This is a genomic window from Streptomyces sp. NPDC088124, assembly GCF_040685895.1.
Classification (GTDB): domain Bacteria; phylum Actinomycetota; class Actinomycetes; order Streptomycetales; family Streptomycetaceae; genus Streptomyces.
This window is the reverse complement of record NZ_JBFBJB010000058.1, coordinates 11,464-30,237: the sequence shown is the minus strand read 5'-3', so window position 1 is coordinate 30,237 and position 18,774 is coordinate 11,464. Positions and strand designations below refer to the sequence as shown.

At 71.7% G+C, this 18,774-nt stretch carries 19 protein-coding genes; 9 read left to right on the top strand and 10 right to left on the bottom strand.

The genetic code is table 11. The features are described 5' to 3' along the window. Positions 1-111: 111 nt before the first annotated feature. Positions 112-546, bottom strand: coding sequence for an ATP-binding protein (locus AB0P17_RS34550; RefSeq protein ID WP_365817355.1), 435 nt, complete (start codon positions 544-546; stop codon positions 112-114). A 180-nt stretch (positions 547-726) separates the two neighbouring features. Between AB0P17_RS34550 and AB0P17_RS34545 the strand changes: the two genes are divergently transcribed. Together AB0P17_RS34545 and AB0P17_RS34540 are read left to right on the top strand one after the other, a co-directional pair. After that, a complete protein-coding gene (locus tag AB0P17_RS34545; RefSeq protein WP_365817353.1) occupies positions 727-1,512 on the top strand; it encodes a helix-turn-helix transcriptional regulator in 786 nt (261 codons plus the stop codon). Continuing rightward, positions 1,509-1,748, top strand: coding sequence for a DUF397 domain-containing protein (locus tag AB0P17_RS34540; protein WP_365817351.1), 240 nt, complete (start codon positions 1,509-1,511; stop codon positions 1,746-1,748). Before AB0P17_RS34545 ends, AB0P17_RS34540 begins: the two co-directional genes overlap by 4 nt. A 55-nt stretch (positions 1,749-1,803) precedes the next feature. On the opposite strand, the gene AB0P17_RS34535 is transcribed toward AB0P17_RS34540, so the two are convergent. Continuing rightward, a complete protein-coding gene (locus tag AB0P17_RS34535) occupies positions 1,804-3,255 on the bottom strand; it encodes an alpha/beta hydrolase (RefSeq protein ID WP_365817349.1) in 1,452 nt (483 codons plus the stop codon). Positions 3,256-3,572: 317 nt separating this feature from the next. Here AB0P17_RS34535 and AB0P17_RS34530 point away from each other — a divergent pair, with 317 nt between their 5' ends. The 5 genes from AB0P17_RS34530 to AB0P17_RS34510 all read left to right on the top strand — a co-directional run bounded on the left by AB0P17_RS34530 (position 3,573) and on the right by AB0P17_RS34510 (position 8,528). After that, a complete protein-coding gene (locus AB0P17_RS34530) occupies positions 3,573-4,784 on the top strand; it encodes a histidine kinase (protein WP_365817347.1) in 1,212 nt (403 codons plus the stop codon). Beyond that, positions 4,785-5,462 carry a response regulator transcription factor gene (locus tag AB0P17_RS34525; RefSeq protein ID WP_365817345.1) on the top strand — a complete coding sequence of 226 codons (678 nt, stop codon included), beginning with the start codon at positions 4,785-4,787 and terminating at the stop codon, positions 5,460-5,462. 103 nt (positions 5,463-5,565) lie between these two features. After that, entirely contained in the window at positions 5,566-6,429 is an 864-nt protein-coding gene (locus tag AB0P17_RS34520; RefSeq protein WP_365817343.1) for a rhamnogalacturonan acetylesterase, read from the top strand. A 42-nt stretch (positions 6,430-6,471) separates the two neighbouring features. After that, positions 6,472-7,233 carry an alpha/beta hydrolase gene (locus AB0P17_RS34515; protein WP_365817341.1) on the top strand — a complete coding sequence of 254 codons (762 nt, stop codon included), beginning with the start codon at positions 6,472-6,474 and terminating at the stop codon, positions 7,231-7,233. A gap of 131 nt (positions 7,234-7,364) precedes the next feature. Beyond that, positions 7,365-8,528, top strand: a complete 1,164-nt coding sequence (locus tag AB0P17_RS34510) for a serine hydrolase domain-containing protein (protein ID WP_365817339.1) — start codon at positions 7,365-7,367, stop codon at positions 8,526-8,528. A gap of 175 nt (positions 8,529-8,703) precedes the next feature. On the opposite strand, the gene AB0P17_RS34505 is transcribed toward AB0P17_RS34510, so the two are convergent. Continuing rightward, positions 8,704-9,282 carry a TetR/AcrR family transcriptional regulator gene (locus tag AB0P17_RS34505; RefSeq protein ID WP_365817336.1) on the bottom strand — a complete coding sequence of 193 codons (579 nt, stop codon included), beginning with the start codon at positions 9,280-9,282 and terminating at the stop codon, positions 8,704-8,706. A gap of 119 nt (positions 9,283-9,401) precedes the next feature. Between AB0P17_RS34505 and AB0P17_RS34500 the strand changes: the two genes are divergently transcribed. Then, entirely contained in the window at positions 9,402-9,827 is a 426-nt protein-coding gene (locus AB0P17_RS34500; protein ID WP_365817334.1) for a nuclear transport factor 2 family protein, read from the top strand. Next, on the top strand, positions 9,824-10,684 hold the full coding sequence (locus tag AB0P17_RS34495) for an ergot alkaloid biosynthesis protein (RefSeq protein WP_365817332.1): 861 nt from the start codon (positions 9,824-9,826) through the stop codon (positions 10,682-10,684). The genes AB0P17_RS34500 and AB0P17_RS34495 overlap by 4 nt, the downstream gene beginning before the upstream one ends. Before the next feature lie 206 nt (positions 10,685-10,890). On the opposite strand, the gene AB0P17_RS34490 is transcribed toward AB0P17_RS34495, so the two are convergent. The 7 genes from AB0P17_RS34490 to AB0P17_RS34460 all read right to left on the bottom strand — a co-directional run bounded on the left by AB0P17_RS34490 (position 10,891) and on the right by AB0P17_RS34460 (position 18,475). Then, entirely contained in the window at positions 10,891-11,298 is a 408-nt protein-coding gene (locus AB0P17_RS34490; RefSeq protein ID WP_365817330.1) for a hypothetical protein, read from the bottom strand. A 61-nt stretch (positions 11,299-11,359) separates the two neighbouring features. Then, complete coding sequence (locus AB0P17_RS34485; RefSeq protein WP_365817328.1) at positions 11,360-12,328, bottom strand: STM4015 family protein; 969 nt, start codon at positions 12,326-12,328, stop codon at positions 11,360-11,362. Positions 12,329-12,433: 105 nt separating this feature from the next. After that, the gene (gene hemB / locus AB0P17_RS34480) at positions 12,434-13,423 is read right to left on the bottom strand and encodes a porphobilinogen synthase (RefSeq protein WP_365817326.1); all 990 of its coding nucleotides are present in this window, start codon (positions 13,421-13,423) and stop codon (positions 12,434-12,436) included. A gap of 207 nt (positions 13,424-13,630) precedes the next feature. Further along, positions 13,631-15,292: a bifunctional uroporphyrinogen-III C-methyltransferase/uroporphyrinogen-III synthase gene (locus AB0P17_RS34475; RefSeq protein WP_365817324.1), complete on the bottom strand. Its 1,662-nt coding sequence runs from the start codon at positions 15,290-15,292 to the stop codon at positions 13,631-13,633. Next, entirely contained in the window at positions 15,289-16,302 is a 1,014-nt protein-coding gene (gene hemC, locus AB0P17_RS34470) for a hydroxymethylbilane synthase (RefSeq protein ID WP_365817322.1), read from the bottom strand. Before hemC ends, AB0P17_RS34475 begins: the two co-directional genes overlap by 4 nt. Then, on the bottom strand, positions 16,299-17,672 hold the full coding sequence (locus tag AB0P17_RS34465; RefSeq protein ID WP_365817320.1) for a glutamyl-tRNA reductase: 1,374 nt from the start codon (positions 17,670-17,672) through the stop codon (positions 16,299-16,301). The genes hemC and AB0P17_RS34465 overlap by 4 nt, the downstream gene beginning before the upstream one ends. Next, positions 17,669-18,475 carry a redox-sensing transcriptional repressor Rex gene (locus AB0P17_RS34460; protein ID WP_365817318.1) on the bottom strand — a complete coding sequence of 269 codons (807 nt, stop codon included), beginning with the start codon at positions 18,473-18,475 and terminating at the stop codon, positions 17,669-17,671. The genes AB0P17_RS34465 and AB0P17_RS34460 overlap by 4 nt, the downstream gene beginning before the upstream one ends. Positions 18,476-18,774: the final 299 nt, after the last annotated feature.

Sequence of the window (18,774 nt, the reverse complement as noted above, 5' to 3'; positions counted from 1 at the left end):
GGACACGCACACCAGAACCCGATGCCACCGCAACCGCACGACCGCCTTGCCAGCGTGGTCCACACCGGATTCACCCCGGCAACCACTGCAACGACCTACCTGGCACGGCGGTCACCCGCCCCCGGCACATTCCCGGAGCACGGGAGGCGCAGCGGCGTCGAGCTCGTCCCGCCCGACGTCGAACTCGCACCACACGACCTTGCCGGGCCGCCGTTCACTCACCCCCCACCGGTCCGCGTACGCCGCCACGAGCAGCAGCCCGCGCCCGCCCTCCCCGTCCGCCGACTCCACCACACGCGGCACACCGGGCCCGCTGTCGTGCACCTCGGCGCGGAGCACGGCACCGTCGTACCGCAGGAAGAGCCGGAAGCCCCGGCCGGGCGGAACGCCGTGCAGCAGGGCGTTGGTTGAAACTTCGCTCACGCAGAGCAACACGTCCTCGAAGCGGAACCCCTCGGTCAAGGCCCAGTCGGTCAGGGCCCAGTGGGCGAACTTCCTGGCCGCGGGGACGGACCGGCGATCGCGGCGGAAGAACCGCTCCCTCATCACGCAATGGCGAGTTGTCGCATTCACGATCCGAATGTTGCCGAACGTGACTACGCCGGCACAGTGCGTGGTGCGGTACGAACCACTCGTACCGATCGAAGCGGATCAGATGCCGATGTACGCGGGGAGTTGGATGACATGAACCCCAGGAGCCGTCCGAACAGGAAGAACGCATCCGCGATGAAGATGCTGGGCGCCCAGGTGGGGGTGTTCCGCAGGGCGGCGGGGCACACTCAGAAGTCGCTTGCCGGACTCGTCATTGTCGATGAGGAGACGATCCGCTCGATCGAGGGAGGGAGACGTCCCCTCAAGCCGGATCTGGCCAAAATGCTGGACGAACTGCTCGACACCAAAGGCGCGTTGTCGGTGGGACTCAAAAACTTGCCGGAGATTGATCTCTACCCCATGTGGTCCGAGCAATACATGGACCACGAGCGCGAGGCGATTTCGCTGTCTTCCTACGACAACAATGTGGTGAGCGGGCTCCTCCAGACCACGCCCTACGCAAGGGCATTGTTCCAGGGACGTGTCCCCGCCTTCAGCGAGGACGAGATTGAGACCAAGACCGCCGCCCGCGTCGAACGTCAGGAGATCCTTCATCGCCGGGTCCCGCCAACGCTCAGCTTCGTGATCTGGGAACCGGTGCTCCGATTCCCACTCGGCGGCCCGAAGGTCCACCGCGACCAACTGGAACATCTGCGCACCTGCGCCGAACTCCCTGGTCTGTCGCTCCAGTTCCTTCCTCTCGACCGGGCATCCCACGCCGGTGTCAGCGGCCCCTTTCTCCTCCTGGAAACGTCCGACCACCAACACCTCGCCTACGCGGAATCGCAGCGGGGCAGCCATTGGTTCTCCGACCCTGACGACGTGTCCACCATGGCACGCAAGTATGCGATGCTGCGAACACAGGCCCTCAATACTGAAGACTCCATCGACCTGCTGGACCGTCTCCTGGGAGAGCTATGAACACCGGCCTCAAGTGGTTCAAGTCCAGTTACAGTGACGACGAGGGCGGCGTCTGCCTCGAAGTCGCCTACGACTGGCACAAGTCCAGCTACAGCACCGAACAGGGCGGTGCCTGCGTCGAGGTCGCCCCCTGCCCCCACGCCATCCACATCCGCGACTCCAAGAACCCCACCGGCCCCACCCTCACCCTCACCCCCGCCGCCTGGGCCGCCTTCACCCCGTACGCGGCCGGCTGACCGCGCACGACCGGAAGCGCCGTCAGCCGCCCGCGCCGTCGTCGAGCGGCCAGTGCTACTCGCTCGGCTCCGCCGCGCAGGCGAGGTCCTTCGACGGGCGCTGCCCGGCGGTCAGGAACGCCGTCACCGCGTCGTTCGCGCACGTGTTGGCGCCGAACGGATAGACCCCGTGCCCTCCTTGGTCGGCCGTCACCATCGTGGCCCGCTTGCCGAACGCCCGCCGCAGCTCCTGGGCTCCGGCCAGCGGCGTCCCCGGGTCGCGTTCGTTCTGCACCATGAGCACGTTCGACGGGCCCCGGTCACCGATGCGTACGGGCGCCTCGACCCGCTCGGTCGGCCAGAACGCGCACGGACTGACGCTGGCCGAGGACCCGCCCAGCATGGGGTAGCGCACCCGGTCGGTCCGGACGTTCTTCTGATACTCCCGGACCGTCCCCGGCCAGCGGGAATCACCGCAGACCACGTACAGGCGGGAGGCCAGGCTGTTCTCCAGGTTCTCCGTCGCCGGCAGTGGGGGCGGCAGCGGCCGGTCGTTGTCGAGCGCTTGCCAGGTGGCGGCCAGCAGGCGCATGGTCAGGTCGCTGTAGAGGTACTGGAACGTGGCCCAGCGGAACGCCGTTCCGTCCATGCCCTGGACCGGCTTCTCGTCCAGCCGCTTCGCGAGATCGAAGAACTCCGCGGTCACCTGCTGCGGTGTGGTGCCCAGACCGTACTCGGGACGGGCGGCCGCGTACGCCGCGAAGTCCGGGAACCGGTCCTCCAGCCCACGGGCGAACGTCCGCATGGCCGTGACGTCGTAACCGCCGGGGCCCAGGTTGCTGTCGAGCACGATCCGGTCGCCGCGCCCGGGGAACATCGTCGTGTACACCGCGCCGAGGTAGGTGCCGTAGGAGTGCCCGAGGTACGAGAGCTTCGGCTCGCCCAGTGCCGCCCGGATCCGGTCCATGTCGCGCGCGGTGTTCGGGGTGGTGGTGTGCGGCAGCATCCCCGCCGTGCTCGACGTGGCGCACTGTTCGGCGACGGCCCGGGCGGGCCCCACCTCCTCGACCACATCGGCATCGGTGTACGCGTACCGGGCGTAGCCCCGCGCCTGCTGCTCCGGCGTCAGATCGCAGGTCACCGGCGCGCTGCGGCCGACCCCACGCGGGTCGAAGCCGATCACGTCGTAGGCGTCCAGCACCTCCCGCGGCAGCCCCGAGGCGGCGAGAACGGCCGGGTAGTCGAGCCCCGCGCCGCCGGGGCCGCCGGGATTGGTCAGCAGTACGCCTCGGCGCTGGGCCGGTTTCTCGCTCGCCAGCCGGGAGATCGCGATCTCTATCTGCCGGCCGTCGGGATCCCGGTAGTCCAGCGGGACTTCGAGCGTCGAGCACTGGAGGCGGGGCCCGGCGACGCCCTCCGGGCACGGGCCCCACCGTACGGTGTCCGGCGTCGCCGCCACCGACACTCCCGGGATCGCGGTCGCCGCCACCGTGAGGGCGGCGAGGGCGAGGGACAGGGTTCTGTTCATCGGGTGTCCTCCTGAGGGGCGCGCGGGGGCGCCGGTACGGGCGGGCGGCGGGGCGGCCCGGCGGCGGGGCGGCCCGGCGGCCGGCCGTTCCTGGGGGTCGGCACGTCGTTCCGGACGGAGTTACGGGGCCGAGGCGGAGCGGTGTGGACCGAACGCGTGCGCGGCGAGAACGAGTCTGTCCGCGCGGCGCGGCCGGCACATCAGCCCAGCGGCCCGACCGACGTCGACCACGGTCGAGGCGAAGACGCGACTTTGGTCAGGGCACGTCAGCCCTTGGTCCGGCGCACCGGCCACCCCCGTTTCGCGATACTGGCCCGGTGAACAGGGACGGTGCGCCACGGCTCGCGTGGTGGGAGCAGGCCTGGCGGCTGGCGGCGGCCACGGCGGTGGGCGTGGCCGTCTGGCTCCCCAGCGGTGTGCTGCTGTACCGGCAGACGGGCGAGTCGAACTCCTGGCTCCTCATCGGTGATCCACTGGTGGCGCTCGGCTGCCTGGCGGCGCTTCTGTGGCGCCGGCGGTTCCCGCTCGCCGTCGCCATGACGGTCTCGGTCGCCTCGACCATGTCGGCACTGGCCACCGGCGCCGCGCTCGTGGCGCTGTGCTCGATCTCCACCCGTCGCCGCCCGGTGGAGATCGGCGCCGTCGGGCTGGCCTACGTGATCGCGTCGCAGTTCGCCGCCGTGCTCCACCCGGTCGAGACCCCGCCCGACTTGTGGTGGGCCCTGGTCGTGTTCCCGGCGCTGACCGCGGGCATCGCGGCGGCCGTGGGCATGGCCGTCGGCGCGCGCCGGGCCGAAGTACGGTCGCTGCGGGACCGGGCGGAGAGCGCGGAACGGGAGCAGACGGCACGTGCGGCGCAGGCACGGGCCCGGGAACGGAACCGGATCGCCCGCGAGATGCACGACGTGCTCGCGCACCGGATCTCCCTGGTCGCCATGCAGGCCGGAGCGCTGGACCACCGCGGCGACCTCACCGCCGAGGAGAACCGCGTGCTGATCCGCGGTATCGCCGACGGCTCCCAGCAGGCACTGGAAGAGCTACGGGACGTTCTCGGTGTGCTCCGGGCCGACCCGGGCCGCCCGGAACCACCGCAGCCCTCCCTCGACCGGATACCCGCACTCGCGGCCGAAGCCCGTGCCTCCGGACTGGACGTCACGCTCACGACCGCCGTGACGGGAAAGCCGTCCGACGTCGTCGGACGGACCTGTTACCGGATCGTCCAGGAAGGACTGACCAACGCCGCCAAACACGCCCCGGGCGCACCCGTCCACATCACTCTCGAAGGAACGGCGGGCGACGGACTGGACGTCAGCGTCCGCAATTCCTCAGCGGCCACAGCCTTGGCGGCCACAGCCTCGGCCACCACGGAGAGCCCGCGGCCACCGGCATCGGGATTCGGCCTGCTCGGCCTCACCGAACGCGTCGGCCTCGTCGGCGGACAACTCTCCCATCACCCCACGTCCGACAACGGGTATGTGCTCAGCGCACAACTACCCTGGCCGGACCCTGCCCACGAGAAGGGAACCTGAGTGGACAGCGAACGGGAGCCGGTGCGGGTCGTCGTCGTCGACGACGACCAGCTGGTACGCATGGTGCTGCGGCTCATCATCGACGGCGAACCGGACCTGACCGTCGTCGCGGAGGCCGCGGACGGGGACGCCGCGATCACCGTGGTGGACGAGCAGCGGCCGGACGTCGTGCTGATGGACGTACGGATGCCCGGCCGTGACGGTCTCAGCGCGACCCGGGAGATCCTCGCCCGGCCGGCGCCGCCCCGGGTGCTCGTCCTGACCACCTTCGACTCCGACGATCTCGTGCTCGGCGCGCTGGAGGCCGGCGCCCTCGGATTCGTCCTCAAGGACACCCAGCCGGCACGGTTCCTCGACGCGGTGCGGAGCGTCGCGGGCGGCAACCCCGCGCTGTCCCCGGCGGCCACGGCAACGGTGATCGCCGCGGCCACCGGTCCGCGCTCACCCCACGCTCGCGGCTCATCCCGCGAGACCGCGCGGAAAAAGCTGTCCGAACTGACCGTACGAGAACGCGAAACCGCTCGGGCCATCGCGGACGGACTGGCCAACCCGGACATCGCCCGGAGGCTGCGGATCAGCGTCGCCACCGTCAAGGCGCACACCGGCAACCTGTTCAGCAAGCTGGCGGTCGAGAACCGCGTGCAGATCGCGCTCCTGGTCCGCGACGCGGAGGAATGACCCCGCGCCGGGCCGCACCTCAAGCGCCCCCGCCAACCTTTCCGCCCCCGGTGGCGACTTCCGGCTGACGACGGCACGACCCCACCCCCGTCAGGAGTCCCGGATGTCCCCCACCACGCCCCGCTCCCACCCCTTCTCCGCCTTCTCCGCCTTCTCCGCGTTCTCCGCCGATCGCAGGCGCTTCCTCCTCGGCACCACCGCCGCGCTCGGTGCCGGAGCCGCCACCGCGCTCGGGCTGCCCGGCACCGCGTCCGCCGCGTCAGCGGCAAGCGCGGCCACCGGCACCCTCTACATCGCCAGTGACTCCACCGCGCAGACGTACAACTCCGGCTACTACCCGCAGGCCGGGTGGGGGCAGACACTGCCCGGGTTCTTCTCCTCCAACATCACCGTCGCCAACCGGGCCATCGGCGGGCGCAGTTCGCGTTCCTTCATCGAGCAGGGGCGGCTCGCCTCCATCCACCAGGTCATCAAGCCGGGCGACTACCTCTTCGTACAGTTCGGCCACAACGACGCCACCGTCGGCAACGCCGAGCGCTACACCCCGCCCGCCGACTACAAGGAGTACCTGCGCAACGACTACATCCGGGCCACCCGTGCCCGAGGGGCGACCCCCGTCGTGGTGACTCCGGTCTCCCGGCGGTCGTACAACGCGTCCACCGGGCAGTTCAACGTCTCGTTCCCCGCGTACGTCGACGCCGCCAAGGCCGTCGCCGCCGAGGAGGGCGCGCCGCTGGTCGACCTCTCCGCGCTCAGCCGCGCCTACCTGAACGGCATCGGGATCGAGGCGTCCAAGAACGTCTTCCTGTGGCTGAACCCCGGGCAGTACCCCAACTTCCCGAACGGGGTCTCGGACGACACCCACTTCCAGCAGAACGGCGCCACCCAGATGTCCCGTCTGGTCGCCCAGGCCGTGGCGCGGCTCGGACTGCCTCTCTCCGGGGAAGTCAAGCCCGCCACTCTCTGATTCCCGTACCCCACGCGCCCCACGCCGTGCTTCGATGGCGCGATGGATCACACCCCCGTACAACTGCCTGTCCTGCACTGGGGTCGACAGGACGCGCCCCGGCGCGTCCTGCTGCTCCACGGTCTCACCTCGGCGGCGGCCTGCTGGTGGCGCGTGGCGGATGAACTCGCCGGCGCGGGCTGGTCGGTCACCGCCCCGGACCTCCGGGGGCACGGGCTCGCGCCACGGACCCGGCGTTACGACATCGACGGGTTCGTGGCCGACGTGCTGCCCATCCGGCCGCCCGGCGGATCAGCGGCGTGGGACCTCGTCGTCGGGCACTCCCTGGGTGGTCTCGTCGCCACCGCCGCCGCGAGCGCCGACCACGGCTGGGCGGACCGGCTGCTGCTGCTCGACCCCGTCATCACCGTACGGGAGGAGGTCATCGAGGGCTTCGTCCGCTCGGTCTCCGCCGAGATCCGGAACGCCGACCCGGAGCAGATGCTCAGGGAGAACCCGCACTGGCACCCCGAGGACGCCTATCTGAAGGCGCAGGCGGCGCGCCGGACCACGCCGTACGTGGTCGAGACGTTCCTGCGGGACAACGGTCCGTGGTCGTACGAGAAGGCGCTGGCCGCGTATCCGCGGCCCGTCACGGTGCTCGCCGCCGACCCGAGCCGTGGCCCGGTCTTCACCGCCGAGGTGGGCCGCCGTATCGAGGGCCTCAACTCCGGCTTCCGCTGGTCGGTGGTGGAAGGGGCGGGGCACTCCGTGTACCGGGACAACCCGGACGCGGTGATCACGGCGGCGCTGCGCTCCCCCTGATCGCTCTGTGCTTCCCTTGATCGCTCTGTGCTTCCCCTGATCCTCGGGCCGGCCCGATCGCGGCCGATCCGATGAGTTCGGGCCGTGTCGGAAGTCCACCTTCACACCGCATCCCGGAGAAAGTGGGCCGTATGAACAGCCTGAGCGATGTCCTTGATTCCCATGTCAACAGCGGATCCGTACCCGGCGTGGTGGGCCTGGTGGCGCACGGCGCCGGGCGGGATCCTGAGGTGGCGGCGGTCGGTTCCGTCGATACGGCCGGGGGCGCTCCGATGGCCCGGGACACGATCTTCCGTATCGCGTCGGCCACCAAGCCGATCACCGCCGCCGCGCTCATGATGCTGGTCGACGACGGGCTGATCGGGCTGCACGACCCGGTGGCGCGGTGGCTGCCGGAGCTGGCCGCGCCGCGTGTCGTCCGTACGCCCGGGAGCCCGGTCGACGACGTGGTCCCCGCCACCGCGCCGATCACTGTCTTCGACCTGCTCACCTTCCGCGCCGGGTACGGCTTTCCCGCCGACTTCTCGCTCCCCGCGGTCCGGCTGCTCTTCAAGGAGCTGACCCAGGGCACGCCGGAGCCGCTGCACCTGACGACGCCCGGCGCGTGGATGGAGAAGCTGTCCCGGATCCCGCTGCTGCACCAGCCGGGCGAGGCGTGGCTCTACAACACGTGCTCCGACATCCAGGGCGTGCTGATCGCCCGGGTCGCGGGCCGGTCGCTGCCGGAGTTCCTGGCGGAGCGGGTCTTCGAGCCGCTGGGCATGACGGACACCGGATTCGTCGTGCCGGCCGCGAAACTCGACCGCTTCACCAGCTACTACAAGAGGGACGGAGAGAGCGGTCCCGGCGACGGCCTCGACCTGGTCGACGCCCCGGACGGGCAGTGGAGCACCCCGCCGTCGTTCCCGTCCGGCGCGGGCGGGCTGGTGTCGACCGCCGACGACCTGTACGCCTTCGCGCGGATGCTGCTCGCCGGGGGACGCGCGGACGGCCGGGCGCTGCTGTCGCCGGAGTCGGTGGCGCAGATGACCACGGACCACCTCACCCCGGCGCAGCGCGAGGCGAGCGGGCTGTTCACGGAGGGGCAGGGGTGGGGGTTCGGCGGCTCGGTGGACGTCGTGGAGTCGGCGCCCTGGAACGTACCGGGCCGGTACGGCTGGGTCGGCGGTACGGGAACGGCCGCGCACCTCGTCCCGTCCACCGGCGCGGTGTCGATCCTGCTCAGCCAGGTGGCGATGACCGGCCCGACCCCGCCCGCCCTGATGCACGACTTCTGGCGGTACGCGGCGGGCTAGTGCCCCTCCCGGCCGGCGCTCGTCCGGGTCGGCTTCGGGGGCGTCCTGCATCGGGTGCTGGGCCGGGTCGGCTTCGGGGGCGTCCTGCGTCAGGTGCTGGGCCGGGTCGGGCAGCAGCCCGCCCTCACCCATCAGAGGGTGCGGGGCGGTGTGAGTGCAGCGGGCTCTGCCCCGCTCACCGCTCCGGTTCTGTGCCGCTCGTGCCGAAGACGCCTTCCACCAGGGCCCGCAGGCCCGCTTCCGGGTCTGTGTCCGGGTGGGCGTGCAGGTGTTCTACGAGGTCGCTGCGTACGGCGGCCAGCAGGCCGTGGGCCACGAAGTCGGCGTTGGTGGTGCCGCGGGTGTGGGCGATCAGGGTTTTGAGTTGTGCGTGGAGGCTGTCGTAGCTCTCGTTCTGGTAGGGGCTGCCGTATCCCTCGCGTTCGAGTGCGAGCGCCAGCACGCGGTTCCGTTCCTTGAACCGCCAGGTGCGCACGAGGAGTCCGTACGCGATGTCCGCCGGTGCGGCGCCCGGGTCCCCGGTTGCGTCCTCGATCGGGCCGAGCGCGTCGAACTCGGCTGCGACCCGGCCGTCGTACAGGGCGCGGATCAGGCCGCGACGGTCGCCGAAGCCGCGGAAGATCGTGCCCTTGCCGACGCCCGCGGCGGTCGCAACCGCGTCCATGGAGACCTCGTCCGGGTCGGTGGCCGCGTCGAACAGGCGGCCCGCCGCCGCCAGCACCGCGTCCCTGTTGCGCGCCTTGTCCGCCCGCATGGCGGGCCCTCCTTCTGCTTGTCTTCTTCTCACCCTGAAACGGACTATCGGTCCGGTAAGGTGGAGAGCGGACCAGTAGTCCGTATCTTATCCGTCCATCACCAGAAGGAGCGAAGTCCATGTCCACAGCCGCACAGACCCCGGTGGCCGTGTTCCGCCGCGCCACCGACCACCTGCTCGCCCATGACATGGCCGCGTTCGCAGCGCTGTACGCGGACGACGCCGTCATGGAGTTCCCCTTCGCGCCGCCCGGCCGGCCGCAGCGGCTGGACGGACGCGCGGCCGTCGAGGCGTATCTCGACGGGTACACGGACCTGCTCGATATCCAGCGCATCCACGATGTGACCGTGCACGAGACCACCAACCCCGAGGTCATCGTCGCGGAGCTGGCCATCAGCGGGCGGATCGTCGCCACGGACGCGCCCTACACCGCCCGCTATGTCGCCGTACTGACCATCGTCGACGGCCTTATCCGGCACTACCGCGACTACTGGAGCCCCCTGGCGTTCCAGGACACGACCCTTGCGGAAGGAGCCGTCGCGTGACCGGCTCCGCAAAGGGAACCGTCCTGGTCATCGGCGCCAGCGGCACCACCGGTGGCCGGCTCGCGCGTCGGCTGGGCGACGCCGGTGTGCCGGTCCGGAAGGCCGGGCGGTCCGCAGCCGCCGATCTCCGTTTCGACTGGGCGGACCCGGCCACGTTCGAACCCGCTGTACGCGGCGTACGGGCCGTCTATCTGGTGGCGCCGATCGGCGTCGCCGAGCCGGTTCCGGTGGTGGAGCCGTTCCTCGCGGCGGCTCGGCGGGCGGGGGTGGAACGGGTCGCGCTGCTCGGGTCGTCCGCCGTCCCGATGAGCGACCCCGGCTCCGGGCCCGGAGCCGACGGGCCCGGTGCTCTCGGCGGGTTGCTGGAGCGGTACGTACCGGAGTGGACGGCGCTGCGGCCGAGTTGGTTCGCGAGCAACTTCACCGGCGCCCATCCGCACGCCGAGTCCATCCGCCGGTACGGCGAGATCGTCAGCGCCACCGACGACGGCCGCGTTCCGTTCATCGACCCCGACGACATCGCGTCCGTCGCGTACCAGGTGCTCACCGCCCCGCACGCCCCGGCGCGCGACCTGGTGCTCACCGGGCCGCAGCCGCTCACCTTCGACGAGGTCGCGGTCGCGCTCACCGAATCCACCGGCCGGACGGTACGTCACCGGCGGGTGAGCGCGGCGGAGTTGTCGGCGTTTCTCCAGCGCGACGGGATGCCCGCCGCGTTCGCGGACCTGCTCGCCGGACTGGACACGGCGATCGCGGGCGGAGCCGAGGACCGTACGACGACGAGGGTCGAGGAGATCACGGGTACGACGCCGCGCTCGTTCCGCGACTTCCTGGCCGCGCAGCCGGCCCGCCCGTGAACGGTGCCCGGAGCGCCGGGCCTCGTTGCTGGTCGGCCCGGGGTTCAAGGGCCTGCGGCTGCGAGGATTTCGATGCCGGTGGTGGCCTTGTAGCTGGTGCGGTCGATGCGGGGGCCGCCCCGCAGCCGCCGTGCGGGCATCAGGCCGCCGCCTTCCCTACGGGCAAGGCCGTCGCCTGCGGTCGGGCCGTCACCCGCGGTCAGCGGTCACCGCCCGACGGGCGCCGTGGCCGCCCGGGAGACCGCGCCCGAACCCCGTATCTCCGGGTACGTCACCTCCTCGGGCAGCCGGTAGCCGAGTTCCGTCGGCACCGGCGCGCCGGCATCGATCCAGCGGAGGTCGTAGTCCGTCCTGCCTCCCGCATTGGACAGCAGGGCGTCGTCGGGTGTGACCCGCTCGGGCAGCGGGCCTTCGGGCAGCGCGATGTCGGCGAACCCCAGCGCGGTCAGCCGTGCCACCACGGCGTCGGCGCTCCACCCCGTCCGGCCCGCCGCGTACAGGACATGTCCGTACGGCACCGTCCTGTCGGTCGTCCACCAGGGCGCCTCACCGGCCAGCCGGAGACTGGTGATCCGGTTGTCGTCCGGATCCTCGAACTCGGGGGTGTGCCTCATCGTGACGCCTCTCGAAGCGGTGTGACGGCGGGAACGGCGGGAACGCCCGCGGATACGGCTCTCATTCGGCCGCCGCGACATAGCGGCCGTGGTCCTCCCCGGCGAATTCGAGAAGCTCGTCGTCCTCGTCGTTCTCGTCGTTCTCGTCGTTCCGCCCGCGCAGGTGTACCCGGACCCTCGCCGGTTCCAGCGTCGTCCACAGCCGCAGCATCATGTCCCGGCTGAGGAAGTGGTGCGAGAGGTCGAGCAGTTCGAGATGGGTCAGCGGCTGTCCGCGCAGCAGCGCCGCCGCGCCCGCGTCGGAGAGCGTGCCCATCGACAGGCTCAGCGAGGTCAGCTGCTCCACGACCGGTGCCGAGGCGAACGCGGCGGCCATCTCGTCCTGGCGGGGGCTGTTCTGGACCCCCAGGTGGCGCAGGCTCGGCTTGCCCACTCCCGCGAACAGCGGGGCGAGGTCCTCGACCGTGGTGCCGCCCCCGTACTCGTCGTCGCCGAGCCACAGCTCCAGGCGCTCCAGCGCGGGCAGTTCGGCCGCGGCGATGTGCGCCGCCGCCTCCCGGGGCAGACCGCCCGACTCGACGCGCAGCACCCGCGGTTCCTTGTGGCCCGTCACGGGGAAGTCCAGGCCGTCCCCACCGCGTACGGCCAGCTCCCGCAGCCCGGGGAACGCCTCCAGGAACGGCGAGAGATCGCTCTGGCCTGTCGTGGAGATCATCGCCTCGTCGTCCTCGACGTCACCGAGGAAGACCGCCTCCAGCGAGGTCAGCCGGGAGCCCAGCTCCATCAGGCAGTGCTCCCCGCCGCCCCCGTCGGAGTCGTACCAGGGATGGCCGAGGATGACCGCCCGCACCTTCTCCGGCTCGACCGCGCCGGTGAAGCGCTCCCAGTAGCTGCCCTGGTCCTCGTCGGTCACGTAGAGGCCGCACCGCAGGCGCCAGGCCACGGTCTCCGCATCCGGCAGCTCCGCCGGGTGGGCGAACGGCGGAACGGTGAAGACGGGGAGTCCGTGGAATTCCCGGACGTGCTGCACGTACGACAAGTTGAGGCTCCCGGGGCTCGGTTCGGGCCGCTTCGGACACCTGACGTTCCATCAGCAGCCACTGACAACCGGCCCCGGCCCCGGCGGACCGGCGGTTCAGAGCCGGTGCGCGGCCTCCGTCGCCCAGTACGTCAGGATCATGGAGGCGCCCGCGCGCTTGATCCCGGTCAGGGTCTCCAGGATCGCCGCGTCCCGGTCGATCCAGCCCTTCTCCGCCGCCGCCTCGACCATCGCGTACTCGCCGGAGATCTGGTACGCGGCGACCGGCACGTCCGAGCTCTCCGCGATCCGCGCCAGGATGTCCAGGTACGGCAGGGCCGGCTTGACCATCACCATGTCGGCACCCTCTTCGAGGTCGAGCGCCAGCTCGCGCAGGGCCTCGCGGGCGTTGGCCGGGTCCTGCTGGTACGTCTTGCGGTCGCCCCGGAGGGAGGAGCCGACGGCCTCCCGGAACGGGCCGTAGAACGCCGACGAGTACTTCGCCGTGTACGCGAGGATCGCCACGTCCTCCTTGCCGATCGTGTCGAGCGCGTCGCGGACCACCCCGATCTGGCCGTCCATCATGCCGCTGGGGCCCACCACATGGACGCCCGCGTCGGCCTGGACCTGCGCCATCTCCGCGTACCGCTCCAGGGTGGCGTCGTTGTCGACCCGGCCCTCGCCGTCCAGCACCCCGCAGTGGCCGTGGTCCGTGAACTCGTCCAGGCAGAGGTCGGACATGACGAGCAGGTCGTCGCCGACCTCGGCCTTCACGGCGCGGATCGCGACCTGGAGGATCCCGTCGGGGTCCGTGCCGGCCGACCCCGTGGCGTCCTTCCTGGCTTCCTCCGGGACGCCGAAGAGCATGATGCCGGAGACTCCGGCCGAGGCCGCCTCGGCCGCCGCCTTCCGCAGCGTGTCCAGGGTGTGCTGGACGACGCCGGGCATCGCGGAGATCGCCACGGGCTCGCTGATCCCCTCGCGTACGAACGCGGGGAGGATCAGATCCGCCGGGTGGACCCGGGTCTCCGCGACCATCCGGCGCATGACCGGGTTGACGCGCAGCCGGCGGGGCCGCGTACCGGGGAAGGATCCGTAGTCAGTCATCGTCAGTCGCCTCTTGCCCCTCTTGGGTGTCCTTACGGGCGCGTCCTGCGCGTGCGGGGCCACCTTCGACGATAGCCCCGGGCGCCCCATGGCCTTACCGACACCGGGACCGGGAAACTCCGGGACCGCGGCCCCCGGAGCCGTCACGCACGGCGCGGCCCGGCCGCCTCAGCGACCGGGCCGCGCCCCTGTCTCCCGCGTACGACCTCAGGTCGTCGTACGCCGTCTCCTGCTGCCCGGACGGCGTTCGCTCGGCCGGGTGACCGTTTCACCGGCCTCCTTGGCCGCCTCCCGGCGCTGCGTGCCGAACGCGGCCAGCGCCTCCGCCAGCTTGTGCACCGACGGCTCCGGCGCCAGGACGTCGACGCGCAGCCCGTGCTCCTCGGCGGTCTTCGCGGTCGCGGGGCCGATGCACGCGATCACCGTCACGTTGTGCGGCTTGCCCGCGATACCGACCAGGTTCCGGACCGTCGAGGACGAGGTGAACAGCACGGCGTCGAAGCCGCCGCCCTTGATCGCCTCGCGGGTCTCGGCCGGCGGCGGCGAGGCGCGCACGGTGCGGTACGCCGTGACGTCGTCGACCTCCCAGCCCAGCTCGATCAGCCCGGCCACCAGCGTCTCCGTGGCGATGTCGGCGCGCGGCAGGAACACCCGGTCGATCGGGTCGAAGACCGGGTCGTACGGCGGCCAGTCCTCCAGCAGCCCGGCGGCGGACTGCTCACCGGAGGGCACCAGGTCGGGCTTCACACCGAAGTCGACCAGCGCCGCGGCGGTCTGCTCGCCCACCGCGGCCACCTTGATCCCGGCGAAGGCGCGGGCGTCGAGCCCGTACTCCTCGAACTTCTCCCGTACGGCCTTGACCGCGTTGACCGAGGTGAACGCGATCCACTCGTACCGCCCCGTGACCAGGCCCTTGACCGCGCGCTCCATCTGCTGTGGCGTACGCGGCGGCTCGACCGCGATGGTCGGGACCTCGTGCGGGACCGCGCCGTACGACCTGAGCTGGTCGGAGAGCGAGGCGGCCTGCTCCTTCGTGCGCGGGACGAGGACCTTCCAGCCGAAGAGCGGCTTGGACTCGAACCACGCGAGCTGGTCGCGCTGGGCCGCCGCGCTGCGCTCCCCGACCACGGCTATGACCGGCCGGTGTCCCTCCGACGACGGCAGCACCTTCGCCTGCTTCAGGATCTGCGCGATCGTGCCGAGCGTCGCGTTCCACGTCCGCTGGCGCGTGGTCGTACCGGCGACGGTGACGGTCATCGGGGTGTCCGGCTTGCGGCCGGCCGCGACCAGCTCACCGGCGGTGGCCGCCACCGACTCCAGGGTGGTGGAGACGACGACCGTGCCGTCGCTGGCGCCGACCTCGCTCCAGCAGCGCTCGCTGGCGGTCCTGGCGTCCACCATGCGTACGTCCGTGCCCTGGGCGTCGCGCAGCGGCACCCCGGCGTACGCCGGCACACCGACCGCGGCGGCGACGCCGGGGACGACCTCGAAGGGGATGCCCGCGGTGGCGCAGGCGAGCATCTCCGTGCCCGCGTCGGCGTCGAGCCCGGGGTCGCCCGCGACCGCACGGACCACCCGCCTGCCGCCCCGCGCGGCCTCCATGACAATATTGGCCGCATCCCGGATCGCGGGGATCCCGGCGGCTGCTGACGCATCGTCGACAACCGTCAGTGCGGGGGTGCTCACGCCGGCCCGCGCATGGCTCCGTACGACGTCGAGCACATCAGGCTCGGCGATCAGTACGTCCGCCCCCGCGAGCGCCTCGACGGCGCGGAGTGTCAGCAGACCCGGATCTCCGGGTCCGGCACCTAGGAAGGTGACGTGCCCCGATGCGGAGCAGGCCGGAAGGTCAGAGGTGGTGGGGCTCAATGTGCTCGCTCCCCCATAAGACCGGCCGCACCCTTGGCGAGCATCCCCGACGCGAGTTCGCGCCCGAGCGCGAGGGCGTCGTCGAGCGACGTGGGTACGGGACCGGTGATGGACTGCTGCACCAGCGTCGAGCCGTCGGTCGTGCCGACGACGCCGCGCAGGCGCATTTCGTTGACAACCTGTCCGTCGGCCAGCAGGTCGGCCAGCGCGCCCACAGGTGCGCTGCAGCCGGCCTCCAGGGCGGCGAGCAGGGAACGCTCGGCGGTCACGGCGACCCGGGTGTACGGGTCGTCGAGCTCGGCGAGCACAGCGGCGAGGTCCACGTTGACCGCGGCGCACTCCACTGCGAGGGCCCCCTGGCCGGGGGCCGGCAAAACGGTGTCGACCGGCAGGAGGTCGGTCACTTCGTCCGACCTGCCGATGCGATGGAGCCCGGCGGCGGCGAGCACGACGGCGTCGAGCTCCCCGCTGCGGACGTATCCGATCCGGGTGTCTATGTTCCCGCGGATCGGCACGGTCTCTATGGTCAGCCCATGACTGCGCGCGTACGCGTTGAGCTGGGCGGTGCGGCGCGGCGAACCCGTACCGACGCGGGCCCCGTCGGGCAGCCCCTTGAAGAGCAGCCCGTCCCGGGCGATCAGCGCGTCCCTGGGGTCCTCGCGGCGCGGCACGGCGGCCAGCGTCAGCTCGGCCGGCTGCGCCGTCGGCAGGTCCTTGAGGGAGTGCACGGCGAAGTCGACCTCGCCGCGCAGCACCGCGTCCCGGAGCGCGGTGACGAAGACGCCGGTGCCGCCGATCTGCGCCAGGTGCTCGCGCGAGATGTCGCCGTACGTGGTGATCTCGACCAGTTCGACGGGGCGCCCGGTGAGCAGGCGCACCGCCTCCGCCACCTGGCCGGACTGCGCCATGGCGAGCTTGCTGCGCCTCGTGCCCAGCCTCAGGGCCTTGTCGGGCCTCAACGGCTCCTCGGGCCGTGAGGCCGTTCCGGGCCTCAGTGCCTTCTCGGTCATACTCGCCCTCTGCCTACACCGTCGGTGTCATTCAGGTCGGCCCGGCTGACGGCGGCGACCGTCTGCGGGTCGAGGTCGAAGAGTTCACGCAGCGCGTCCGCGTACCCGGCGCCGCCGGGCTCGCTGGCGAGCTGCTTGACCCGCACGGTGGGCGCGTGCAGGAGTTTGTCGACAACGCGGCGCACGGTCCTGGTGACCTCGGCGCGCTGTTTCCCGTCGAGGCCGGGGAGCCTGCTGTCGAGTCGGGCGATCTCGCTGTTCACCACGTCGGCGGCCATGGCGCGCAGCGCGACCACGGTCGGGGTGATGTGGGCGGCGCGCTGGGCGGCGCCGAAGGCGGCCACCTCGTCGGAGACGATCGTGCGGACCTGGTCGACGTCGGCCGCCATGGGCGCGTCGGCGGACGCCTCGGCCAGTGTCTCGATGTCCACCAGCCGTGCGCCGCCGAGCCGGTGCGCCCCGGCGTCGATGTCGCGGGGCATGGCGAGGTCGAGGAGCGCGAGCGGCGCCGGGCGGGCGCGGTCCAGCAGCGCCGCCTCGACGGCGTCGGCCGTCAGGACGAGGCCGGTGGCGCCGGTGCAGGAGACGACGACATCGGCGCGGGCCAGCTCGCCGGGTACGGCGCCCATGTCCACGGCGCGGGCGGTGACGCCCCCGCCGGACTCGGTCAGGCTGTACTGGGCCAGTATCTGGACGAGCCGCTCGGCCCGGCCGGCCGTGCGGTTGGCGACGACGATCTCGGCGACGCCGGCCCGGGCGAGGGTCGCGGCGGCCAGCGAGGACATGGAGCCCGCGCCGATCACCAGCGCGCGCTTGCCCTCGGCCCAGGCGTCCACGTCGGCGCCGGTGGCGAGCTGTTCGAGGCCGAAGGTGACGAGCGACTGCCCGGCCCGGTCGATCCCGGTCTCGCTGTGGGCCCGCTTGCCGACCCGCAGGGCCTGCTGGAACAGGTCGTTGAGGAGACGGCCCGCGGTGTGCAGCTCCTGGCCGAGCGCGAGCGCGTCCTTGATCTGGCCGAGGATCTGGCCCTCGCCGACGACCATCGAGTCCAGGCCGCAGGCCACCGAGAAGAGGTGGTGGACGGCGCGGTCCTCGTAGTGCACGTAGAGATAGGGGGTCAGCTCGTCCAGCCCGACGCCGCTGTGCTGGGCGAGGAGGGTGGACAGCTCGGCGACCCCGGCGTGGAACTTGTCGACGTCGGCGTAGAGCTCGATGCGGTTGCAGGTGGCGAGGACGGTGGCCTCGGTCGCGGGCTCCGCGGCGAGGGTGTCCTGCAACAGCTTGACCTGCGCGTCCGCGGTGAGCGACGCGTGTTCGAGGACGCTCACCGGCGCGCTGCGGTGGCTCAGTCCGACGACCAGGAGACTCATGCCGGCATCACCGCGGGGACGTCCCCGTCGGGTCCCTTCCGGCCGGAGGGGGCGGTGTCGGCCGTCGTCTCCGTCACGCCCGCGGCGGTCTCGCGCTCGGCGGGCGTCATCGCCGCGAGGGCCGCCTCGGCGGCGGCGCCCTCACCGGCCTTGCGCTGCTCGTGGAAGGCGAGGATCTGGAGTTCGATGGAGAGGTCGACCTTGCGGACGTCCACACCGTCGGGTACCGACAGCACGGTCGGCGCGAAGTTGAGGATCGAGGTGACCCCGGCGGCGACCAGCCGCTCACAGACCTGCTGGGCGGCGCCCGCGGGGGTCGCGATGACCCCGATCGAGACGCCGTTGTCGCTGATGATCGTCTCCAGCTCGTCCGTGTGCTGGACGGGGATCCCCGCGACCGGCCGGCCCGCCATCGCGGGGTCGGCGTCGATCAGCGCGGCGACCCGGAAGCCGCGGGAGGCGAACCCGCCGTAGTTGGCGAGCGCGGCGCCGAGATTACCGATCCCGACGATCACGACCGGCCAGTCCTGTGTCAGGCCCAGCTCGCGCGAGATCTGGTAGACGAGGTACTCGACGTCGTAGCCCACACCGCGGGTCCCGTAGGAGCCGAGGTACGAGAAGTCCTTGCGCAGCTTCGCGGAGTTGACCCCGGCGGCGGTGGCGAGCTCCTCGGAGGAGACCGTGGGTACCGAACGCTCGGAGAGAGCGGTCAGCGCCCGCAGATACAGCGGAAGCCTGGCGACGGTGGCCTCGGGGATTCCTCGGCTACGGGTCGCCGGTCGGTGAGTTCGGCCAGTTGCCACGGTGCTCCAACGGGATGAGCTGGGCTGCAGGCGGCCGTATGTCCCAGGACCGCCCCGTCGAATGCAGGCTATGTCTTTGTGAACGCGTGCACAAAGATTGTGTCCGCTTTGTCCGAGCAAAGTGACCGGGGTCACGCGTCCCGATCCGGCCATCCCGGAACCGGGGACCGCTTCAGCCCGTTGCACACACGAAGGGGGCAAAACCGCACACACTCCTCACGAAATACGCCCCCGCGACCGCTCCCGCACCCTCCCGGCACCGGTCCCCGCACCGGCGGCGATCCACCCCCGCACCCGGG

Excerpts from the sequence above, each read along its gene's own strand:
- AB0P17_RS34550 (WP_365817355.1), bottom strand. The coding sequence starts at position 546 with ATGAGGGAGCGGTTCTTCCGCCGCGATCGCCGGTCCGTCCCCGCGGCC.
- AB0P17_RS34545 (WP_365817353.1), top strand. The coding sequence starts at position 727 with ATGAAGATGCTGGGCGCCCAGGTGGGGGTGTTCCGCAGGGCGGCGGGG.
- AB0P17_RS34540 (WP_365817351.1), top strand. The coding sequence starts at position 1,509 with ATGAACACCGGCCTCAAGTGGTTCAAGTCCAGTTACAGTGACGACGAG.
- AB0P17_RS34535 (WP_365817349.1), bottom strand. The coding sequence starts at position 3,255 with ATGAACAGAACCCTGTCCCTCGCCCTCGCCGCCCTCACGGTGGCGGCG.
- AB0P17_RS34520 (WP_365817343.1), top strand. The coding sequence starts at position 5,566 with ATGTCCCCCACCACGCCCCGCTCCCACCCCTTCTCCGCCTTCTCCGCC.
- AB0P17_RS34515 (WP_365817341.1), top strand. The coding sequence starts at position 6,472 with ATGGATCACACCCCCGTACAACTGCCTGTCCTGCACTGGGGTCGACAG.
- AB0P17_RS34510 (WP_365817339.1), top strand. The coding sequence starts at position 7,365 with ATGAACAGCCTGAGCGATGTCCTTGATTCCCATGTCAACAGCGGATCC.
- AB0P17_RS34505 (WP_365817336.1), bottom strand. The coding sequence starts at position 9,282 with ATGCGGGCGGACAAGGCGCGCAACAGGGACGCGGTGCTGGCGGCGGCG.
- AB0P17_RS34500 (WP_365817334.1), top strand. The coding sequence starts at position 9,402 with ATGTCCACAGCCGCACAGACCCCGGTGGCCGTGTTCCGCCGCGCCACC.
- AB0P17_RS34490 (WP_365817330.1), bottom strand. The coding sequence starts at position 11,298 with ATGAGGCACACCCCCGAGTTCGAGGATCCGGACGACAACCGGATCACC.
- hemB (WP_365817326.1), bottom strand. The coding sequence starts at position 13,423 with ATGACTGACTACGGATCCTTCCCCGGTACGCGGCCCCGCCGGCTGCGC.
- hemC (WP_365817322.1), bottom strand. The coding sequence starts at position 16,302 with ATGACCGAGAAGGCACTGAGGCCCGGAACGGCCTCACGGCCCGAGGAG.
- AB0P17_RS34465 (WP_365817320.1), bottom strand. The coding sequence starts at position 17,672 with ATGAGTCTCCTGGTCGTCGGACTGAGCCACCGCAGCGCGCCGGTGAGC.